The sequence below is a fragment of the Arthrobacter sp. UYCu712 genome, assembly GCF_040547005.1.
In the GTDB taxonomy this organism is placed as follows: Bacteria; Actinomycetota; Actinomycetes; order Actinomycetales; family Micrococcaceae; genus Arthrobacter.
In genome coordinates, this window is sequence record NZ_JBEPOZ010000028.1 from 20,876 (window position 1) to 39,770 (window position 18,895).

14 protein-coding genes and 3 pseudogenes are annotated in these 18,895 nt (G+C 65.0%); 13 read left to right on the forward strand and 4 right to left on the reverse strand.

Annotated elements, in window-relative coordinates; genetic code table 11:
* Positions 1-2: 2 nt before the first annotated feature.
* Positions 3-917 (reverse strand): formyltetrahydrofolate deformylase, encoded by a 915-nt coding sequence (gene purU, locus ABIB51_RS20045; RefSeq protein ID WP_354191113.1) that lies wholly within the window; start codon positions 915-917, stop codon positions 3-5.
* 120 nt (positions 918-1,037) lie between these two features.
* On the opposite strand from purU, the gene ABIB51_RS20050 reads away from it, so the two are divergent.
* From ABIB51_RS20050 to ABIB51_RS20110, 13 genes and pseudogenes are all read left to right on the forward strand, one after another.
* Positions 1,038-1,721, forward strand: a complete 684-nt coding sequence (locus ABIB51_RS20050; protein WP_354191114.1) for a GntR family transcriptional regulator — start codon at positions 1,038-1,040, stop codon at positions 1,719-1,721.
* A gap of 206 nt (positions 1,722-1,927) precedes the next feature.
* Positions 1,928-3,229 (forward strand): serine hydroxymethyltransferase, encoded by a 1,302-nt coding sequence (gene glyA, locus ABIB51_RS20055; protein WP_354191141.1) that lies wholly within the window; start codon positions 1,928-1,930, stop codon positions 3,227-3,229.
* Positions 3,226-4,446, forward strand: a complete 1,221-nt coding sequence (locus tag ABIB51_RS20060) for a sarcosine oxidase subunit beta family protein (protein ID WP_354191115.1) — start codon at positions 3,226-3,228, stop codon at positions 4,444-4,446. Before glyA ends, ABIB51_RS20060 begins: the two co-directional genes overlap by 4 nt.
* A 14-nt stretch (positions 4,447-4,460) precedes the next feature.
* Entirely contained in the window at positions 4,461-4,880 is a 420-nt protein-coding gene (locus tag ABIB51_RS20065; protein WP_354191116.1) for a sarcosine oxidase subunit delta, read from the forward strand.
* Positions 4,877-7,840: a sarcosine oxidase subunit alpha family protein gene (locus ABIB51_RS20070; protein ID WP_354191117.1), complete on the forward strand. Its 2,964-nt coding sequence runs from the start codon at positions 4,877-4,879 to the stop codon at positions 7,838-7,840. Before ABIB51_RS20065 ends, ABIB51_RS20070 begins: the two co-directional genes overlap by 4 nt.
* Complete coding sequence (locus ABIB51_RS20075; protein ID WP_354191118.1) at positions 7,833-8,468, forward strand: sarcosine oxidase subunit gamma; 636 nt, start codon at positions 7,833-7,835, stop codon at positions 8,466-8,468. The genes ABIB51_RS20070 and ABIB51_RS20075 overlap by 8 nt, the downstream gene beginning before the upstream one ends.
* Positions 8,468-9,841 carry an L-serine ammonia-lyase gene (locus tag ABIB51_RS20080; RefSeq protein WP_354191119.1) on the forward strand — a complete coding sequence of 458 codons (1,374 nt, stop codon included), beginning with the start codon at positions 8,468-8,470 and terminating at the stop codon, positions 9,839-9,841. The genes ABIB51_RS20075 and ABIB51_RS20080 overlap by 1 nt, the downstream gene beginning before the upstream one ends.
* Positions 9,842-10,009: 168 nt before the next feature.
* Positions 10,010-10,856, forward strand: a pseudogene (gene pdxS / locus ABIB51_RS20085) (pyridoxal 5'-phosphate synthase lyase subunit PdxS).
* 398 nt (positions 10,857-11,254) lie between these two features.
* Positions 11,255-11,323, forward strand: a pseudogene (locus tag ABIB51_RS20090) (DUF4913 domain-containing protein); the annotation flags it as partial.
* A 126-nt stretch (positions 11,324-11,449) separates the two neighbouring features.
* Positions 11,450-12,043: a TetR/AcrR family transcriptional regulator gene (locus ABIB51_RS20095; protein ID WP_354191120.1), complete on the forward strand. Its 594-nt coding sequence runs from the start codon at positions 11,450-11,452 to the stop codon at positions 12,041-12,043.
* Positions 12,044-12,374: 331 nt separating this feature from the next.
* On the forward strand, positions 12,375-14,078 hold the full coding sequence (gene betA, locus ABIB51_RS20100; protein ID WP_354191121.1) for a choline dehydrogenase: 1,704 nt from the start codon (positions 12,375-12,377) through the stop codon (positions 14,076-14,078).
* A gap of 33 nt (positions 14,079-14,111) precedes the next feature.
* Positions 14,112-15,671 carry an aldehyde dehydrogenase family protein gene (locus tag ABIB51_RS20105; protein WP_354191122.1) on the forward strand — a complete coding sequence of 520 codons (1,560 nt, stop codon included), beginning with the start codon at positions 14,112-14,114 and terminating at the stop codon, positions 15,669-15,671.
* A 157-nt stretch (positions 15,672-15,828) separates the two neighbouring features.
* A complete protein-coding gene (locus ABIB51_RS20110; protein ID WP_354191142.1) occupies positions 15,829-17,379 on the forward strand; it encodes an APC family permease in 1,551 nt (516 codons plus the stop codon).
* Positions 17,380-17,467: 88 nt separating this feature from the next.
* Here the strand turns inward: ABIB51_RS20110 and ABIB51_RS20115 are convergent.
* From ABIB51_RS20115 to ABIB51_RS20125, 3 genes and pseudogenes are all read right to left on the reverse strand, one after another.
* Positions 17,468-17,732 (reverse strand): annotated as a pseudogene (locus tag ABIB51_RS20115) (transposase); the annotation flags it as partial.
* Positions 17,733-18,233: 501 nt separating this feature from the next.
* Positions 18,234-18,632, reverse strand: a complete 399-nt coding sequence (locus ABIB51_RS20120) for a type II toxin-antitoxin system VapC family toxin (RefSeq protein WP_354191123.1) — start codon at positions 18,630-18,632, stop codon at positions 18,234-18,236.
* Complete coding sequence (locus ABIB51_RS20125; RefSeq protein ID WP_354191124.1) at positions 18,629-18,892, reverse strand: type II toxin-antitoxin system Phd/YefM family antitoxin; 264 nt, start codon at positions 18,890-18,892, stop codon at positions 18,629-18,631. Before ABIB51_RS20125 ends, ABIB51_RS20120 begins: the two co-directional genes overlap by 4 nt.
* Positions 18,893-18,895 lie beyond the last annotated feature (3 nt).

The following is an 18,895-nucleotide window of genomic DNA, read 5'->3' on the forward strand; positions in this document are numbered from 1 at the left end:
ACTTAACGGAACACGACGGTGCTGGTCCGATCCAGCAGCACACGGTGTTGGCAGTGCCAACGCACGGCGCGGGACAGTGCCAGTGCCTCCGCGTCCTGGCCAACCGTTGAAAGGGCGGTCGGTCCGTAGCTGTGGTCGACCCTGATGACTTCCTGTTCGATGATTGGCCCCTCATCCAGTTCCGCGGTGACGTAGTGGGCCGTGGCGCCCACCAGCTTGACGCCACGATCGTAGGCCTGGTGGTAAGGTCGCGCACCCTTGAATCCCGGGAGGAAGGAATGGTGGATGTTGATAGCGCGGCCTGCCAAAGAGCGGCAAAGGTCGTCGGACAGTACCTGCATGTACCGGGCGAGTACGACGAGGTCGATGTTATGCTCGTCCACCAATTCCAGCAGGCGCCGCTCGGCATCTGCCTTGGTCTCGGGGGTCACCGGGAGGTAGATGAAGGGGACGCCGGCGGCCTCGGCCATGGCGCGGTGGGTTTCATGGTTGGAAACCACAAGGGCGATGTCGCCGCCGAGGCTTCCGCCCCGCCACCGAAACAGCAAGTCGTTCAGGCAGTGGCCGAACTTGGACACCATTACGAGGAGGCGCTGCTTCGTCTCGTCATGAAAGCTGAATTTCATGTCGAAGCGGTCAGCGATCGAACGGAATTCTTCCTCGAGCCCGTCCGGGGTGTGGGCAGAGGGGCCCGAGAATGCCGTGCGCAGATGCAGTGTCTCGCGGAGGCCGTCATCGAACTGCTGGTGTTCCTCGATGTTGAAGCCACGCTCAAAGAGGAACGTGGTGACCGCTTGGACGATGCCTGCGCGTTCGACGCACGACAATGTGAGAACGAACTTCTTCGTCGGCTCTTCCCCAAGAACCTCCGGCTGGGGCAGCGTGCTGGTAGATGAGTCTGTCGCCATTAGCGTCATGTCTCCGCCTTTAGATATATTCTTAGAATTGTTACTGATATATTAGATTTGATCACCAGCGTATACTGGTCATTGGGAGAGGTCAATAGCCTTCTCACTGGAATTGAAAGGGGTCCACGGATGGCTGTCGAAGCTTTGGTGCGTGCTGGTGATGATGCCGCAAGGAGGTCGTTGGCGGATGTGGCCTATGAACGCATTCGGGACCGGCTGCTGATGCTGGACATCAAACCCGGCGATCTCCTTAATGACGACCAGCTCGCCAAGGACCTTGGCGTGGGGCGGACACCGGTGCGCGAAGCCTTGAAGCGGCTGGAGCTCGATCGCCTTGTTGTGTCCTACCCGCGGAGGGGAACTTTCGCGACGCGCGTGGAGGTTACTGACCTTGCGTTCATTTCCGAAATCCGCACGCAGCTTGAACCCCTTGCCGCTTCCCGGGCTGCGCGCGTGGCCACGGCGTCTGCCAGGGAGCAGCTGCGAGATGTCATGCGCGCCGTTGAGTCATTCGACGCGAGCGCAGCGTCCGTCGTCGAAACACTGCGGCTGGACGCCAGCGTGCACCGAGGCATCTATGCGGCCGCCGGCAATCCCCACCTCGAGGATGTCCTGATCCGCTACGACAATCTCGCAACACGAATCTGGTGCATGGTCCTGGATCGCCTGCCGGACCTGTCCCGGCACGTCCACGAGCATGTGGACCTGCTCCGTGCCGTTATCGACGGAGATGAGGCGGGGGCCGCTGAACTCGCACGGATCCACGTCACTGGCTTCGAGCACGCGGTACGCGAAGCTCTTTTCGCCGCCTGAGGCGGGCGCCGCCGGCCACGAAACTAAAGCGCAGCCCTGAATGGGCTGCGCTTTAGCCCGTTCCGGGCCACTTTGGTCCGCCGCGTGGCCCCCAGCCCCGCCGGCCAAACCGGTCGAAGAATCTGTTGACACCTACCGGCACGGATAGCATACTTGAGTCACTGAACTAATATATCAACAGGATATTAGAGAGACTAGGAGACATGATGGTCGATGTTCTGACCCGCTCGCTCGCAGAGACCGATCCCCAGATCCATGCCGCTGTGCAACAGGAATTGCTGCGCCAGCAGGGCACACTGGAGATGATCGCCTCCGAAAACTTCGCGCCGACTGCCGTCATGGAAGCCCAGGGATCTGTGCTGACCAACAAGTATGCCGAGGGCTACCCCGGCAAGCGCTACTATGGCGGCTGCGAGCACGTCGACGTGGTCGAGCAGCTGGCCATCGACCGCCTCAAGTCACTCTTCGGCGCTGAATTCGCTAATGTCCAGCCCCACTCCGGCGCCCAGGCCAATGCAGCGGCGATGTTCGCCCTGATCCAGCCCGGCGACACCATCCTGGGGCTGAACCTCGCTCACGGTGGCCACTTGACACACGGGATGCGAATCAATTTCTCCGGCAAGCTCTACAAAGTGGTCCCGTACGGAGTCGCCGAAGACACCATGCTGATTGACATGGCTGAAGTCGAGCGCCTGGCGGTCGAGAACAAGCCGAAGCTGATCGTCGCCGGCTGGTCCGCTTACTCCCGGCAGTTGGACTTCGCCGAGTTCCGCCGTATCGCGGACTTGGTAGGTGCCTACCTGATGGTGGACATGGCGCATTTCGCAGGCCTGGTGGCCGCGGGGCTTCACCCGAACCCCGTGCCTCACGCCCACATCGTCACGAGCACCACCCACAAGACCCTTGGCGGCCCGCGCGGTGGTGTGATCCTGACCAACGACGCCGACATCGCCAAGAAGGTCAACTCCGCAGTGTTCCCCGGACAGCAGGGTGGCCCGCTGGAGCACGTCATTGCCGCGAAGGCTGTTGCGTTCAAGCTCGCTGCTGAGCCGTCGTTCCGCGACCGCCAGGAACGCACCCTGGAAGGCGCCCGCATCATCGCAGAACGCATGCTGTCCGCCGACGTTGCAGAGTCCGGCGTGACCGTAGTCAGCGGTGGCACTGACGTGCACCTGGTCCTGGTGGACCTGCGCAATTCGGAACTGGACGGCCAGCAGGGCGAAGACCGCCTGCACCGGATCGGCATCACGGTCAACCGCAACGCCGTGCCCTTCGACCCGCGTCCGCCGATGGTCTCTTCCGGTCTTCGTATCGGCACGCCGGCACTGGCCACGCGTGGTTTCGGGAAGGCAGAATTCACCGAGGTCGCGGACATTATCGCCGCAGCACTCAAGCGCGAGTTCAGCGACGAGACCGTGGCGGAACTCCGGCAGCGGGTTGAAATCCTGGCCGGAAAGTTCCCCCTCTACCCCAACCTCTCCTCTGACGTGACCGAGGTGGCACAATGAGCACGGAACAGCTTCCGGAGCACCCGGAATTCCTCTGGCGCAACCCGGAGCCCAAGTCCTCCTATGACGCCGTGATTGTGGGCGGCGGCGGGCACGGCCTGGCCACGGCCTACTTCCTGGCCAAGAACCACGGGATGACCAACATCGCCGTCCTTGAAAAGGGCTGGCTCGCCGGCGGCAACATGGCCCGGAACACCACGATCATCCGCTCCAACTACCTCTGGGACGAAAGCGCGGCGATCTACGAGCACGCCCTGAAGCTCTGGGAGATCCTGCCGGAGGAACTCGAGTACGACTTCCTGTTCAGCCAGCGCGGCGTCATGAACCTCGCCCACACCCTGGGCGATGTGCGCGAGAGCATGCGCCGCGTCGGAGCGAACAAGCTCAACGGCGTGGACGCCGAGTGGCTGGACCCCAAGCAGGTCAAGGAACTTTGCCCCATCCTGAACATCAACGACAACATCCGGTACCCGGTGATGGGCGCGACGTACCAGCCCCGCGCCGGCATCGCCAAGCACGACCACGTCGCCTGGGCGTTCGCCCGCAAATGCGACGAACTCGGCGTCGACATCATCCAGAACTGCGAAGTCACCGGCTTTCTCAAGGACGGCAACCGCGTCACCGGCGTCAAGACCAACCGCGGCACCATCAACACCGAAAAGGTGGGCCTGTGCGCGGCCGGGCACAGCTCGGTCCTCGCGGAAATGGCCGGGTTCCGGCTGCCCATCCAGTCCCACCCGCTCCAGGCACTGGTCTCCGAACTCCACGAGCCCGTCCACCCGACCGTGGTCATGTCCAACCACGTCCACGTTTACGTCTCCCAGGCGCACAAGGGTGAACTGGTCATGGGCGCCGGCGTCGACTCCTACAACGGATACGGCCAGCGCGGGTCCTTCCACGTGATCGAGCACCAGATGGCAGCCGCCGTCGAGCTCTTCCCGATTTTCGCCCGCGCGCATGTGCTCCGGACCTGGGGCGGGATCGTGGACACCACCCTGGACGCCTCTCCCATCGTGGGGACCACCCCGGTGGAGAACATGTTCGTCAACTGTGGCTGGGGTACCGGCGGTTTCAAGGGCACCCCGGCCGCGGGCCTCACCTTTGCCCACACCATCGCCACCGGAACTCCGCACGAACTGAACAAGCCGTTCGCGCTGGAGCGGTTCGAAACCGGCGCCCTGATCGACGAACACGGCGCCGCCGCCGTGGCCCACTAGAAGAGAGTCCGGACATGCTCCTCATTTCATGCCCCAACTGCGGCTCCCGCGACGAGACCGAATTCCACTACGGCGGCCAGGCCCACGTGGCCTATCCGGAGAACCCTAACGAACTGAACGACCGCGAATGGGCCGAGTTCCTGTTCTACCGCGACAACACCAAGGGCGCCTTCGCCGAACGCTGGCTCCACAGCACCGGCTGCCGCCAGTGGTTCAACATGCTCCGCGACACGGTCACCTACGAGATCCAGGCTGTCTACCCCATGGGCGCCGTCCGTCCGGACAAAGCCGCCCCGGCGCCTGAGTCCGGCACCGCCAGCACGGCCCCGGACAGCACCACCACCGGGACGGCGGCGCCCAGCATCGCTGCAACCAGCACTGCCACAAGCACGGCCCACGCCAGCGCCACCGCCCCGGAAGGAGCAACCAAGTGACTTCCCAGAACGCCCGCCTCGACGCCGGCGGACGCATCGACCGCACCATCTCCTGGCGTTTCACCGTGGACGGCGAGGAATTCACCGGCCACCCGGGCGACACCCTCGCCTCGGCCCTCATCGCGAACGGCCGCATCGCCGCCGGCAACTCGCTCTACGAGGACCGGGCCCGCGGCATCATGTCCGCCGGCGTGGAGGAATCCAACGCGCTGGTTCGTATTGAACCCAGGTTCCCGGGCCACGTGGCCGAGTCCATGCTCCCGGCCACTACCGTCACCCTGGTGGACGGCCTGGAAGCAGAGCTGCTCAACGGCCTGGGCAAGCTGGACCCGGACGAGGACCGCGCCGAGTACGACAAGAAGTACGTCCACACCGACGTCCTGGTCATCGGCGGCGGTCCGGCCGGCCTGGCCGCCGCCCGCGAGGCCGTACGCACCGGCGCCCGGGTCATCCTGATGGACGACCAGCCCGAGTTGGGAGGTTCGCTCCTGTCAGGGTCCACGGCTCCCGGCCTGGTCGAGACCATTGAAGGCAAGCCGGCCCTGGAATGGGTGGCGGACGTTGAAGCCGAATTGGTTTCCGGCCCCGAGTGCACCGTCCTGAACCGCACCACCGCCTTCGGTGCCTACGACGCCAACTACGTCATCTCCGTCCAGAACCGCACCGACCACCTGTCCAGCCCCGCAGCACCCGGCGTGTCCCGCCAGCGGATCTGGCACGTGCGCGCCAACCAGGTGGTGGTTGCTCCCGGTGCCCACGAACGCCCGTTGGTGTTCGAGAACAACGACCGCCCCGGCATCATGCTCGCCTCGGCCGTCCGCACTTATCTCAACCGCTACGCCGTCTCGGCCGGGCAGCGCGTTCTCATCAGCACCACCAACGACAGCGCCTACGCCCTGGCTGCGGACCTGCAGGCCGCCGGCGTCAAGGTCGCCGCGGTCGTCGACGCCCGTGCCAAGTTCACGGACGTTGCTGCGGCCGCCGTCGAAGCAGGCACCCGGGTGCTGATCGGCAGCGCCGTTGCCAACACCACCGGCGCGGACTCCGGCGACGGCCGGCTCAACGCCGGCACGGTCCGCAGCATCAACGACGACGGCGAACTCACATCCGGCATCGAAGAGGTCGCCTGCGATCTGCTGGCCGTTTCCGGTGGCTGGAGCCCGCTGGTCCACCTCCACTCCCAGCGGCAGGGCAAGCTGCGCTGGGACGACGAGCTCGCCGCTTTCGTGCCGAGCACCGTGGTCCCGAACCAGCAGACCATCGGCTCCGGCCGCGGCAGCTTCGAACTCGAGGACTGCCTGGCCGAGGGCAACTCCGCCGGAGCGTCGGCCGCCGTCGCCGCAGGCTTCAGCCCTGAAAATGCTGGCGCAGTCGTCGGTCCGCTGGTCTATTCGGAGCCGAAGGCCTCCGCCCCGACCCGGCAGCTGTGGCTGGTCCCGGGCCAGGAAGGCACGCCGGATGACTGGCACCACCACTTCGTGGACTTCCAGCGCGACCAGTCCGTGGCCGACGTGCTGCGCTCCACCGGAGCCGGGTTGCGGTCCGTGGAACACATCAAGCGTTACACCTCGATCAGCACCGCCAACGACCAGGGCAAAACCTCCGGCGTCAACGCGATCGGCGTCATCGCCGCCGCGCTCCGCCAAGCCGGGGAAGCCTCGCGCGGGATCGGCGACATCGGCACCACCACCTACCGTGCACCTTTCACCCCGGTGGCGTTCGCAGCACTCGCCGGACGCCAGCGCGGTGAACTGTTCGACCCCGCCCGCGTCACCTCCATCCACCCGTGGCACGTCGCCCATGGTGCCCTGTTCGAGGATGTCGGGCAGTGGAAGCGCCCATGGTACTACCCGCAGGCGGGGGAGGACATGGACGCCGCAGTGCTGCGAGAATGCGCCGCCGTCCGCGACTCCGTCGGCTTCATGGACGCCACCACCCTCGGCAAGATCGAAATCCGAGGCAAGGACGCCGGTGAGTTCCTCAACCGGATCTACACCAACGCGTTCAAGAAGCTCGCCCCGGGTTCCGCCCGCTACGGCGTGATGTGCATGGCAGACGGGATGATCTTCGACGACGGCGTCACGCTCCGCCTGGACGAGGACCGGTACTTCATGACCACCACCACCGGCGGCGCCGCCAAGGTCCTGGACTGGCTGGAGGAATGGCTGCAGACCGAATGGCCGGAGCTGGACGTGCACTGCACGTCCGTGACCGAGCAGTGGTCCACCATCGCCGTCGTCGGACCGAAATCCCGCGCCGTCGTGGCGAAGCTGGCCCCGGAACTGGCCGCCGACGGCGGTCTCGACGCCGAGGCGTTCCCGTTCATGACGTTCAAGGAAACAGCCCTCGCCTCCGGCGTGCGGGCCCGGGTCTGCCGGATCTCGTTCTCCGGTGAACTGGCCTACGAGATCAACGTTCCGTCCTGGTACGGGCTGAACATCTGGGAAGCTGTGGCCGCCGCAGGGGCCGACTTCAACATCACCCCGTACGGCACCGAAACTATGCACGTGCTGCGGGCCGAAAAGGGTTACCCGATCGTCGGGCAGGACACCGACGGCACCGTCACCCCGCAGGACGCCGGCATGGAATGGGTGGTTTCCAAGGCCAAGGACTTCATCGGCAAGCGCTCCTACGCCCGCACGGACGCCTGCCGCACAGACCGGAAGCACCTGGTCAGCGTCCTTCCCGTGGACAAGACGCTCCGGTTGCCCGAAGGCACCCAGCTGGTGGAAAAGGGGATTGCCACGAACGCCGCCGACGGCCCGGTCCCCATGCAAGGCTTCGTGACCTCGAGCTACCACAGCGCCGCCCTTGGACGTTCCTTTGGGCTGGCACTGATCAAGAATGGCCGCAACCGCATCGGTGAGATCCTCGTGGCCGCCGCCGGCGACCAGCTCGTTGATGTTGTCGTCGCAGAAACCGTACTTTATGACCCCGAAGGGACCCGCAAAGATGGCTAAGACAGCAGCACTGACAGGCGTCAATGGACTCCGGGACATCCGCCGCAGCCCCGCCTCCCACCTGGCCGAGGCCCTGAATGCCGGCTCCGTCCCGGGCAAGGTCGTCCTCAACGAAGGCCCGTTCCAGACCATGGTCGGAGTCCGCGTGGACCCCCGCTCCGACGAAGGCTCGCAAATCGCCCGCGTAGCCGGCAACCTGCCGGCGCGCTGCGGCGAAGTGACCGGCACGGACAGCATCAGCGTCCTCTGGCTCGGACCTTCCGAGTTCCTGGTGGTGGCACCGGAAGCTGCCCATGATTCCTTGGGTGGCAACCTCATCGGATCCCTCGTGGAAGCACTGGGCGACGCCCCGGGCCAGGTGGTGGACCTCTCCGCGAACCGCACCACGTTCGAGCTCTCGGGCACGAAGGCCCGGGCAGTTCTGGAAAAGGGCTGCGCCCTTGACCTGCACCCCCGCAGCTTCACCGCGGGAACAGCCCTGAACACCGAGGTGGGCAACATCCCGGTGGTCCTTGAGAAGACCGGGGAGGAAAGCTTCCGGCTCTTCCCACGCGCCTCCTTCGCAGACTTCCTGGGCCGGTGGCTCCTCGATGCAATGCGCGAGTACGCCTCGCCGGAGGTCCCCTGATGGCGCTTAGCGTCCTGGATCTCTTTTCCGTTGGCATCGGGCCCTCGTCGTCACACACGGTCGGCCCGATGCGGGCGGCAAAGCTGTTCGCCGACGGACTCAAGGGCGACGGCCACCTGAGCGCCACCAAACGCGTCCAAGCTGAGTTGTTCGGTTCGCTGGGTGCCACCGGGCACGGCCATGGCTCGGACAAGGCAGTGGTCCTGGGCTTCAAAGGGCTGGACCCGGAAACCGTGGACACCGCCACGGCTGATGACCAGGTGGCCGCCGCAGCCCTCGACGCCGAACTGTGGGTGTGCGGGGACCACCGGGTGGATTTCAACTGGGACGAGGACGTGGTGCTGCACCGGCGCAAGTCCCTGCCGGCCCACCCCAACGGCATGACCTTCCGGGCCCTCGACCACGGCGGGGCCGTCCTGAGCGAGCGGAGCTTCTACTCCATCGGCGGCGGCTTTGTGGTGGACGGCGACGTCGACGCCGGCGACCGCGTGGTGGCCGACGCCACAGTCCTCCCCTTCCCGTTCACCACCGCCGACGAACTCCTGGAGATCTGCAAGCGCGAGGGCATGTCCATCTCCGACGTCATGCTCGCCAACGAACTCGTCTGGCGCAGCGAAGCTGAACTGCGGGAAAAGCTGCTGGCACTGTGGGCGGTCATGCGCGAATGCGTGGACAACGGCTGCGCCGCGGAAGGGATCCTTCCCGGCGGACTGAACGTCAGGCGGCGCGCGCCGTCGCTCTTCCAGACCCTGACCGCGGACACAGGTGTCACCGATCCGCTGCGGGCCATGGAATGGGTGAACCTCTTCGCCCTCGCCGTCAACGAGGAAAACGCCGCGGGCGGCCGCATCGTCACCGCACCCACCAACGGCGCGGCGGGAATCGTCCCCGCCGTCCTGCACTACTACGTGAAGTTTGTTCCCGGCGCCAACGACGACGGCGTGGTCCGCTTCCTCCTTGCGGCGGCCGCCGTCGGAATCCTCTTCAAGATCAACGCCTCCATCTCCGGAGCCGAAGTGGGCTGCCAGGGCGAGGTGGGCTCGGCCTGCTCCATGGCGGCCGCCGGCCTCTGCGAGGTCCTGGGTGGCACGCCCGAGCAAGTGGAAAACGCCGCGGAAGTGGGGATCGAACACAACCTCGGCCTGACCTGCGATCCCGTGGGCGGCCTGGTGCAGATCCCCTGCATCGAACGGAACGCCATCGCCAGCGTGAAGGCCATCAACGCCGCGCGGCTGTCCCTGCACGGGGACGGCAGCCACAAAGTATCCCTCGACAAAGCCATCAAAACCATGCGAGAGACAGGAGCGGACATGAAAACCAAGTACAAGGAAACCTCCCGCGGGGGTCTCGCCGTGAACGTGATCGAGTGCTGAGCCCTGAAGTACCGGTAGTCCCAAGTGTGAACAAGCACCCAGGCATTCATCCCATTAGTAAATGCCTGGCTTCGCAGACATCCCGCCCCCTTGGAGCAAGAAGTGTCCCTTAGACCACTCTCATACGAACACGTCACCGTCGCCGGCAGCAACCGCGTCAAGCGCGGCATGGCGGAGATGCTCGTGGGCGGCGTCATCATGGACGTCGTCAACGTCGAGCAGGCCCGCATCGCCGAAGACGCCGGAGCAGTGGCCGTGATGGCGCTGGAACGCGTTCCCGCCGATATCCGTGCCCAGGGCGGCGTGTCCCGCATGTCCGATCCGGACATGATCGAGGCGATCATCGCGGCCGTCTCCGTCCCGGTCATGGCGAAGGTCCGGATCGGCCACTTCGTCGAAGCCCAGATCCTCCAGTCGCTCGGCGTGGACTACATTGACGAGTCCGAGGTCCTGACCCCGGCCGACTACGCCAACCACATCGACAAGTGGAACTTCACGGTTCCCTTCGTCTGTGGTGCCACCAACCTCGGTGAAGCCCTGCGCCGCATCAACGAGGGCGCGGCGATGATCCGTTCCAAGGGTGAAGCGGGAACCGGCGACGTTTCCAACGCCACCACCCACATGCGCCAGATCCGCGCGGAGATCAAGAAGCTTGCCGGCATGGCCGAGGACGAGCTCTACGTCGCCGCCAAGGAACTGCAGGCCCCGTACGAACTGGTCAAGGAAGTTGCCGCCAGCGGCAAGCTCCCCGTGGTCCTGTTCACCGCCGGCGGCATCGCCACCCCGGCCGACGCTGCGATGATGATGCAGCTCGGCGCCGCCGGCGTGTTCGTCGGCTCCGGCATCTTCAAGTCCGGCAACCCGGCCCAGCGCGCCGCCGCCGTCGTGAAGGCCACCACCTTCTTCGACGACCCGGAAGAGATCGCCAAGGCCTCCCGCGGCCTGGGCGAAGCTGGTCGGCATCAACGTCGACGAGATCCCGCAGCCGCACCGCCTCGCCGAGCGCGGCTGGTAACACCCGGTCGCTTCTCAAGAAGCGTGGCGCTGGGCGCCCCGCTCCTTGAGCCTCTGCTTCCTCGCTTATTAGGCCGAACGGCCGGTCACCTTTCCCAGGTGGCCGGCCGGCGTGGTGGAACAAGCCGCTGATGACGACTCCGTCCTTTGGATCGCGGCCGCCGGAGCCAGCACGCGAAGGCTCTTCGATATCCCGACGGGATACCGGATCCAGGCCTAGCCGCAGGGTAGGTCCCCTCCTCCGATCGACAGACGATGAAGTGAAAACCGACGGGCCTCTAAGGGCCGCATCCATCAAGAAGTACAGCCCGCAGCTGCAAGAAGTGGTCGTGCCGGTAGCTGTTGGAGCTGCCACGAATCGCTGGGTAACCGGGCAGGAGGTTCCAAGATGGCCATCGCATTGAGTGGTACTTCCACCCGGAAGCAGTCTCCCGTGTAGAGGCGCTGTGGCGTGCGTGGGAACATCTATACGGCCGGTTCCCGGACGTGCGGGCTCTGGCACGCTCGGCTGCTTTTGGCGCCAGTGGTGCGCATTGGGGCAGGGCGTCCTGTCAGCGGGATGCACCATCACGATTTTGGCCATATTCTGGCCAAGTGATTACAAACACCAGGAAGTCGGGCCAACAGGGCGAACAGATTGACAGGCAGGTGCGCATTCTCGAAGCGGCACTGGAGCTGCTGTCACGCCACGGCATCTCAGGTGTCAATATGCGCGCGGTGGCCCGGGAAGCCGGCGTCGCACTCGGGCTGGTGAACTACTACTTCGAAGACAAGATGAGCCTCATCCGTGCGGCCTTGCATCAGATTGACGAGCGCGATGTCAAGCTGGTCGCCCCCGATCCGGCATCGCCCCCCGACGGGCAGCTCCAGAAGGCTCTTCGCCGCGTTGCGGACCCGGAATTCCTCACCACCGAACATCTGTCCCTGCGTCTCCACCTCTGGGCACTCGCGCAGGCCCATGAAGACTTTGCGCTGATTAACGCGGCGGCCTTCGAGCGGTACCTCGGTGGACTCGCGGCGCTGATAGGTAATGCCAAACCTGAACTTTCCAGTGATGAATGTAGGGTGCGGGCGGCGGACATTGTTGTCGTGCAAAACGGGATGTGGCTGACAGCGCTCCTGGGCGTGGACGAGGCCTCCATCCAAAGGAGCATCGCCCGTACTGAGGAGATCGCCTTCGCCGCCTAGCGGGGATTGAAGAGGAATTCCGTGAAGGCGCCACCGCCTTCTCCAACGACGCTAGAACTCGTCAAGCTCGGCCGCCGCACGGCCGCCAGTCCCTGGCGCGTACCCAACCGCCGCAGCCCTTGCACGTAACAAACAAACTTTTCTGAACACTTGTTCAGCCGTGCTCTTGAACACTTGTTCAAGTTACCCTACTGTTCATCGGTATGACCTACACCACACAAGTGACCTCTTCCGGTTTCTCCGGAGCGCCACGGTGTACCGCCAGTTTCCGGAAGCAGGATCACCGGCCCTGGGCGGAAGATCTGCGCCAGGCAGAAGGAGAGTTTGCAGCATGAGAAAAACCAATTACGACTACGTCATCGTCGGTGGCGGAAGCGCGGGGTCCGTGCTTGCCAACCGTCTGAGCGATGGAGGCCAGAGCAGCGTCCTGGTCCTCGAAGCGGGGCGGAGCGACTACCCCTGGGACCTCTTCATCCAGATGCCCGCCGCGCTGACCTTTCCCAGTGGCAATTTTTTGTACGACTGGCGATACGAGTCGGACCCCGAGCCTCACATGGGCGGCCGTCGGGTAGCGCACGCACGCGGCAAGGTACTGGGCGGCTCCAGCTCAATCAATGGGATGATCTTCCAGCGCGGAAACCCGCTCGACTACGAACGCTGGGGCGCGGACGCCGGGATGGAAACATGGGACTTCGCGCATTGCCTGCCGTACTTCAACAGGATGGAAAACGCGTCCGCCGCGGACCCGGACGATGAACTGCGCGGGCACTCAGGCCCCCTCGTGCTGGAACGCGGCCCGGCCACGAACCCCCTGTTCCAGGCTTTCTTCGCCGCCGCCCAGGAAGCCGGGTACCCGCTGACGGATGACGTCAACGGTTACCGCCAGGAAGGCTTCGCGCCATTTGACCGCAACGTCCACAAAGGCCAGCGGCTCTCGGCGTCCCGCGCCTACCTCCGGCCGAATTTCGGCCGGGACAACTTGACCATCCTGACCCGGGCCTTGGTCACCAAGGTCAACTTCACGGGCAACGTGGCTACGGGCGTCACTTACCGCCGCAACGGCAGGACCCATCAGGTGAACGCAGGCGAAGTGATCCTCGCAGGCGGCGCCATCAACACCCCACAGCTGCTCCAGCTCTCCGGCGTTGGAGACGCGACCCACCTGAACTCCCTGGGCATCAACTCCGTTGTCAACCTGCCCGGCGTCGGCGAAAACCTCCAAGACCACCTCGAGGTCTACATCCAGCACGCCTGCACCCAGCCGGTCTCCATGCAGCCTAACCTTGACCTGTGGCGCTACCCGCTGATCGGGCTCCAGTGGCTGCTGGGCCGGACGGGACCGGCAGCCACCAACCACTTCGAGGGCGGCGGCTTCGTCCGCTCCAACGAGGATGTTGCGTACCCGAACCTGATGTTCCATTTCCTCCCGGTCGCAGTCCGCTACGACGGCCAGAAGGCCGATGCCAAGCACGGCTACCAGGTGCACATCGGCCCCATGTACTCCGACGCCCGCGGCACCCTCAAAATCAAGTCCACCGATCCCACCGTGCACCCGTCCATGGTGTTCAACTATCTCTCCACGGACCAGGACCGCCGCGAATGGGTTGAGGCCGTTCGTGTTGCCCGTGACATCCTGGGCCAGTCCGCCATGGTCCCTTTCAGCGGGGGCGAGCTGTCTCCGGGCCGGGCCGTGCAGACGGACGCGGAGATCCTCGACTGGGTTGCCCGCGACGCCGAAACAGCACTCCACCCGTCCTGCACTGCGAAGATGGGCCCCGATTCCGATCCCATGGCTGTAGTGAACCCGCTGGACATGACCGTGCACGGCACCAGCGGCCTCCGTGTGGTGGACGCCTCCGCAATGCCCTATGTCACCAACGGCAACATCTACGCGCCTGTCATGATGCTCGCTGAAAAGGCCGCCGACCTGATCGCCGGCAATGCACCTTTGGCGCCGCAGCACACGGAGTTCTACCGGCACGGCGTCAGCCCGCTGGAGCGTAACGGCAACGCCGCCCCTGCGACCAGGGGCTAGGAATGATGGATGCACACACCAGAAGGAGAGACAATGACTGCCACAGCTGAGCAAGTCCATCAGGCCGGGAAATCACGCGATTCCATCAAGGGCCTTTACATCGGCGGAGCCTGGCAGCAGGCGTCCGACGGCGGCACAACGTCCGTGCGCTGCCCGGCAGACGGGCACGAAGTGGCAGTTGTCGCGTCGTCCACGGTCGAGGATGCCGAGCGGGCTATCGCCAGTGCACGGGTAACGTTCGATGGCGGCCCGTGGCGCAAGCTCACAGATATCGAGCGGGGTAGCGTGCTGCTTCGCGTGGCCGACTTGCTTGAGCGGGACAAGGCCGCCTACGCCCAGGCGGAGGCGCTCGACACCGGCAAACGCCTTGTTGAGGCCGAGTACGACATAGACGACATTGCTGCCTGCTTCCGCTACTACGGAAAGATCGCAGGCCTCGACGCCGGCCGGGTGATCGATACGGGCCGGCCCAACGCCATCAGCCGCGTGGTCTACGAGCCGCTCGGTGTCTGTGCCCTCATCGCACCGTGGAACTACCCGCTCCTCCAGGCTGCATGGAAGGTGGCGCCCGCACTCGTCGCCGGAAACTCGTTCGTGCTAAAGCCCAGCGAGCTCACACCGTCCACTTCGATCCTGCTCATGGAAACCCTCGAAGAGGCAGGCGTCCCTGCCGGCGTCGCCAATCTCGTCACCGGACCCGGCTCGACGGTGGGCGGCCCACTCAGCTCCGACCCGCGCGTCGACCTCGTCTCCCTGACCGGAAGCCTGGCCACAGGCCAGACGATCATGGCCGCGGCCGCGGAGACAGTGAAGAACGTCGCCTTCGAACTCGGCGGGAAGAACCCGAACGTCGTCTTCGCGGACGCCGACTGGGACGCCGCCGTCGACAACGCCCTGACTGCCGTTTTCCTGCACTCCGGGCAGGTCTGCTCGGCAGGGGCGCGGCTCGTCGTCGAGGAGTCGATTGCAGACCGCTTTGTGGCCGAGATCGTGGAACGGGCGAAAAAGATCCGGATGGGCGGGCCGTTCGATCCCGACGCCGAGACCGGGCCGCTCATTTCCGCCAAGCACCGGGACCAGGTCCACGCCTACGTACAGGCCGGCATTGCGGAGGGCGCCGAGCTACTGTGTGGCGGCTACATCCCTGACGAGGGACCGCTCGCCGACGGTTACTTCTACCCGCCCACCGTCCTCGGCAACTGCCGCTCCGGCATGAGCGTACTGCGCGAGGAGTCATTTGGCCCGGTGCTGACCATCGAGACGTTCCGGACCGAGGATCAGGCCATCGCAATCGCGAACGATACAGAATACGGACTGGCCGGCGCGGTATGGACATCGGACGCCTCTAAAGCGCAGCGCGTCGCCGGCGCCCTCCGGCACGGAACCGTGTGGATCAACGACTACCACCCGTACGTACCCCAGGCTGAGTGGGGCGGCTTCGGGAAGTCCGGGATCGGCCGAGAACTCGGCCGGGCGGGCCTCAACGAGTACCGCGAGGCAAAGCACATCTGGCAGAACATCCAGCCCGCACCCAGCGGCTGGTTCGGCGCGGCTCCGGCTCCGAAGGAAACGGGGGAGGGCACAGCCAACTAGGCAACAGCATTGGGGAAACAGCCGGGCGCCACAACGGTGCGGCGCCCGGTCGCTTGGTTTCATCTGCGTCCAAAGCGGCCGCAAATCACCACCATCGTGCTTTTCTGACTTAGGAGTTCCATTGACAGAACCCAGCAAGAGTACTGATTCAAGCGGCATGGACCAGTTCGGCTATGCCCAGACCCTGGACCGAAGCATCGGCAAGTTCGCCAGCTTCGCGGCCGGAGTCAGCTACATCTCCATCCTTACCGGCGTTTTTCAACTCTTCTATTTCGGTTTCGCGATGGCCGGCCCGGCCTACGCCTGGTCCTGGCCGATTGTCTTCGCCGGGCAGCTGATGGTGGCCTTATGCTTCGCCGAACTGGCAGGGCGGTACCCTGTGGCCGGTTCGGTCTACAACTGGGCCAAAAGGCTCTCCTCCGGCACTTTCGCCTGGCTGGCCGGGTGGCTGTTGTTAATTTCCTCAATTATGGCACTGGGCGCCGTGGCACTGGCCCTCCAGCTCACCCTGCCCCAGATCTGGTCCGGGTTCCAGATCATCGGTGACGGCACCGGCACCTACGACTTTGCCCTCAACGGGGTGCTGCTCGCGAGCATCATGATCGGCATCTCCACCCTCATCAACGCCTTCGGCGTGAAACTCATGACCAAGATCAACAGCGTAGGCGTCCTCGTTGAACTTGTTGCCGCGGTGTTGCTTATCCTCGCACTTGCATGGCACATGGTCCGCGGACCCGGCGTCCTCTTCGAAACCGCCGGGTATGGGGCGGACCACCCCTTGGGCTTCTTCGGAGTGTTCATCATCGGCGCCATGGCATCGGGCTACGTGATGTACGGCTTTGATACTGCCAGCTCCCTCGGCGAAGAGACGAAGGACCCGAAGCGCACAGCACCCAAGGCCATCCTGCGGGCGATCACCGCGTCCTTTGTGCTGGGCGGACTGATCCTGCTCACCGGACTCCTCGCGGCCCCGGACCTAAATGATCCCAAGCTAGGTTCTGCTGACGGCGGCCTGCAATACATAGTGCTCTCCGTGCTGGGCGGCCCCTTCGGCAAAGCCTTCCTGCTGTGCATCGTGGTGGCCGTCATGGTCTGTACGCTGGCTGTCCACGCCGCCGCCATCCGCATGATGTTTGCAATGGCCCGGGACAACAACCTTCCGTTCAGCCGCCACCTGGGCAAGGTACACCCCGTCCGGAAGACCCCAACGGTCGCCGCCATCGTGATCGGAATTATCGCGATCATCCCGCTGATGGTGAACGTCTCCCAGCCAGCCATCTTCACCATCCTCTCCAGCATCAGCATTGTCCTGATCTACCTCTCCTACCTGCTGGTGACCGTGCCCATGCTTCGGAACCGCCTGGCCAAAAAATGGCCGCTGCCCGATGACGGCACCGAGCCCGGCTTCAGCCTGGGCAAATGGGGACTGCCGGTGAACATCCTCGCGGTCCTGTGGGGCGGCGCCATGACACTGAACCTCATCTGGCCACGCCCGGAAATTTACAACTCCGTGCCGCCATTCGAGTGGTACCTGCAGTGGGGCGGGGTTCTCTTCGTCGCTGCCGTCACCCTCACCGGCGTCCTGATGTACCGACTGAAGCTTCGGCACCAGACGGGTGTCCTCGCCGGGCATGCAGCCGCAACCACAGCACCTCCGTCGCTGGGCTCCGCCGAGACGAAATCGGAAGTGCCCATTAACGTGACGTAACGGCCCGGCTCCCGGGCGTGAGGCGGCCACCGCGTGATTCTTGAAACGACCCACCAAAGTACGTTTCGAAGAGAGCTCACGCGGTGGCCGCACCCATGTGATGGATGGATCCTGGGGACTTGACCCGTCCGGCGGATTCGTCGGACCTGTGGGAGGTGCCGGCCCAGGATGCCAGGTGCCCCGCGCTGGGGAACACGGTCATGGCGGCGCCGGTTTCGGCGATGAAGACTTCCGCGAAGGGTGGTGCTGAATCCCCGGATGCTGATCAGGAGTTCCCGGGCGAGACCAAAGGGCGCGATCGACTCCTCAAGCCCGGTGCTCAGGGCTTCGATGTCTGCGGCGCGCGCGTCGATCCCGGCCAAAGCATCGGGACTTTTCGTTTTGGAGCAGCGAGATCACGTGGCATCGGGCTCGATAGCTGTGAGAAAGGCTCCATTATCTAGTCCGACGATTCGGCTCTGGGCCGCGGTAAACTGCTCCCGGCAAGTTGCTTTGTGGTTTCCGCGGCATTTCTATTCGCTGTCGCTTTCCGGATGTGGTCAGCAGGCAGCGCCGCCGGCGTCGGACACTGCGAGCGGACCCGCCGCCTCAGTCACGACAACCGCAGCACCGAGCCAAGGGGCCCCCTCGGGTGGGTCACCGAGCGCTACTGGCGCCCCCACGGCGTCGGCGGCCTGGACTAAGTACACGACGGCGGACGGCCAGCTGACATTCGACTTGCCTGACGCATGGACCTGCGCGACGCGGAGATCCGGCTGCGGGAGGTGGCCGGCGGCTGGAGCCGCTGGCCGCTTCGCCGGAGCTGAAAAGCAAACCCGCTGCGCAGCCCGCTGGGCGGTCGGTGCGGGGGACAATCAGTCCCGCACGCCCGGGGACAGGACGTTGAGTCCGGCCTCCACCGCGGCGGTCAGTAGCTCGGCGTCGTAGGCCACCAGGACGTCGCTCTGCAGCCGGATGGCGGCGGCGAGATGGATGGCATCAGCGCTCCGAAGGCCGCCGGGCAGAGCGGCCGCGTACATCGGGTCCGGGCGCACCAGATCCACCAGGTTGATCCCGCCGAGCACGGAATTGACCAGCCCGGCGGGGAATCCGCGTCGGTGCGCCGCGCAGTGAAGTTCCGTGTAGAGCAGCATGGATGCCACCAGCTTGTCGCCTCGCTCCGCCGCTGTTGAGAGGTACGTGGCGGCGTCGGATGATTCCTTCTCTTCCACCACCAGTTTCAGGACGGCGGAGGTGTCCACGTAGATGATCAACGGTCCCCGCGGAGGTCGGCCAGGATTTCTGCCGTGCCGGACGTCTGATGGACGCGCCGCAGCTGCTGAAAGTCAACGATGCCGGCGGCCGGCCGGACCTGTCCTGCCAGAAGCAGCCGCTCTAAAGGGGAGGAGGCCGGAGGGATCAGGGTGGCGGCTATTTCGCCGTTGTTCGTGACATCGATGGTTTCGCCGTTCTTGACGCGCTCAAGAATCTTGCTGCTCTGGTTGCGCAGTTCGCGATGCGGGATGGTTGTCATGGC

What these genes read in the sequence shown, in the direction of transcription:
- ABIB51_RS20065 (WP_354191116.1), top strand. Translation starts at nt 4,461, where the DNA reads ATGCTCCTCATTTCATGCCCCAACTGCGGCTCCCGCGACGAGACCGAA.
- ABIB51_RS20110 (WP_354191142.1), top strand. Translation starts at nt 15,829, where the DNA reads ATGGACCAGTTCGGCTATGCCCAGACCCTGGACCGAAGCATCGGCAAG.
- purU (WP_354191113.1), bottom strand. Translation starts at nt 917, where the DNA reads ATGACGCTAATGGCGACAGACTCATCTACCAGCACGCTGCCCCAGCCG.
- ABIB51_RS20080 (WP_354191119.1), top strand. Translation starts at nt 8,468, where the DNA reads ATGGCGCTTAGCGTCCTGGATCTCTTTTCCGTTGGCATCGGGCCCTCG.
- ABIB51_RS20050 (WP_354191114.1), top strand. Translation starts at nt 1,038, where the DNA reads ATGGCTGTCGAAGCTTTGGTGCGTGCTGGTGATGATGCCGCAAGGAGG.
- ABIB51_RS20125 (WP_354191124.1), bottom strand. Translation starts at nt 18,892, where the DNA reads ATGACAACCATCCCGCATCGCGAACTGCGCAACCAGAGCAGCAAGATT.
- betA (WP_354191121.1), top strand. Translation starts at nt 12,375, where the DNA reads ATGAGAAAAACCAATTACGACTACGTCATCGTCGGTGGCGGAAGCGCG.
- ABIB51_RS20105 (WP_354191122.1), top strand. Translation starts at nt 14,112, where the DNA reads ATGACTGCCACAGCTGAGCAAGTCCATCAGGCCGGGAAATCACGCGAT.
- ABIB51_RS20060 (WP_354191115.1), top strand. Translation starts at nt 3,226, where the DNA reads ATGAGCACGGAACAGCTTCCGGAGCACCCGGAATTCCTCTGGCGCAAC.
- ABIB51_RS20075 (WP_354191118.1), top strand. Translation starts at nt 7,833, where the DNA reads ATGGCTAAGACAGCAGCACTGACAGGCGTCAATGGACTCCGGGACATC.
- glyA (WP_354191141.1), top strand. Translation starts at nt 1,928, where the DNA reads ATGGTCGATGTTCTGACCCGCTCGCTCGCAGAGACCGATCCCCAGATC.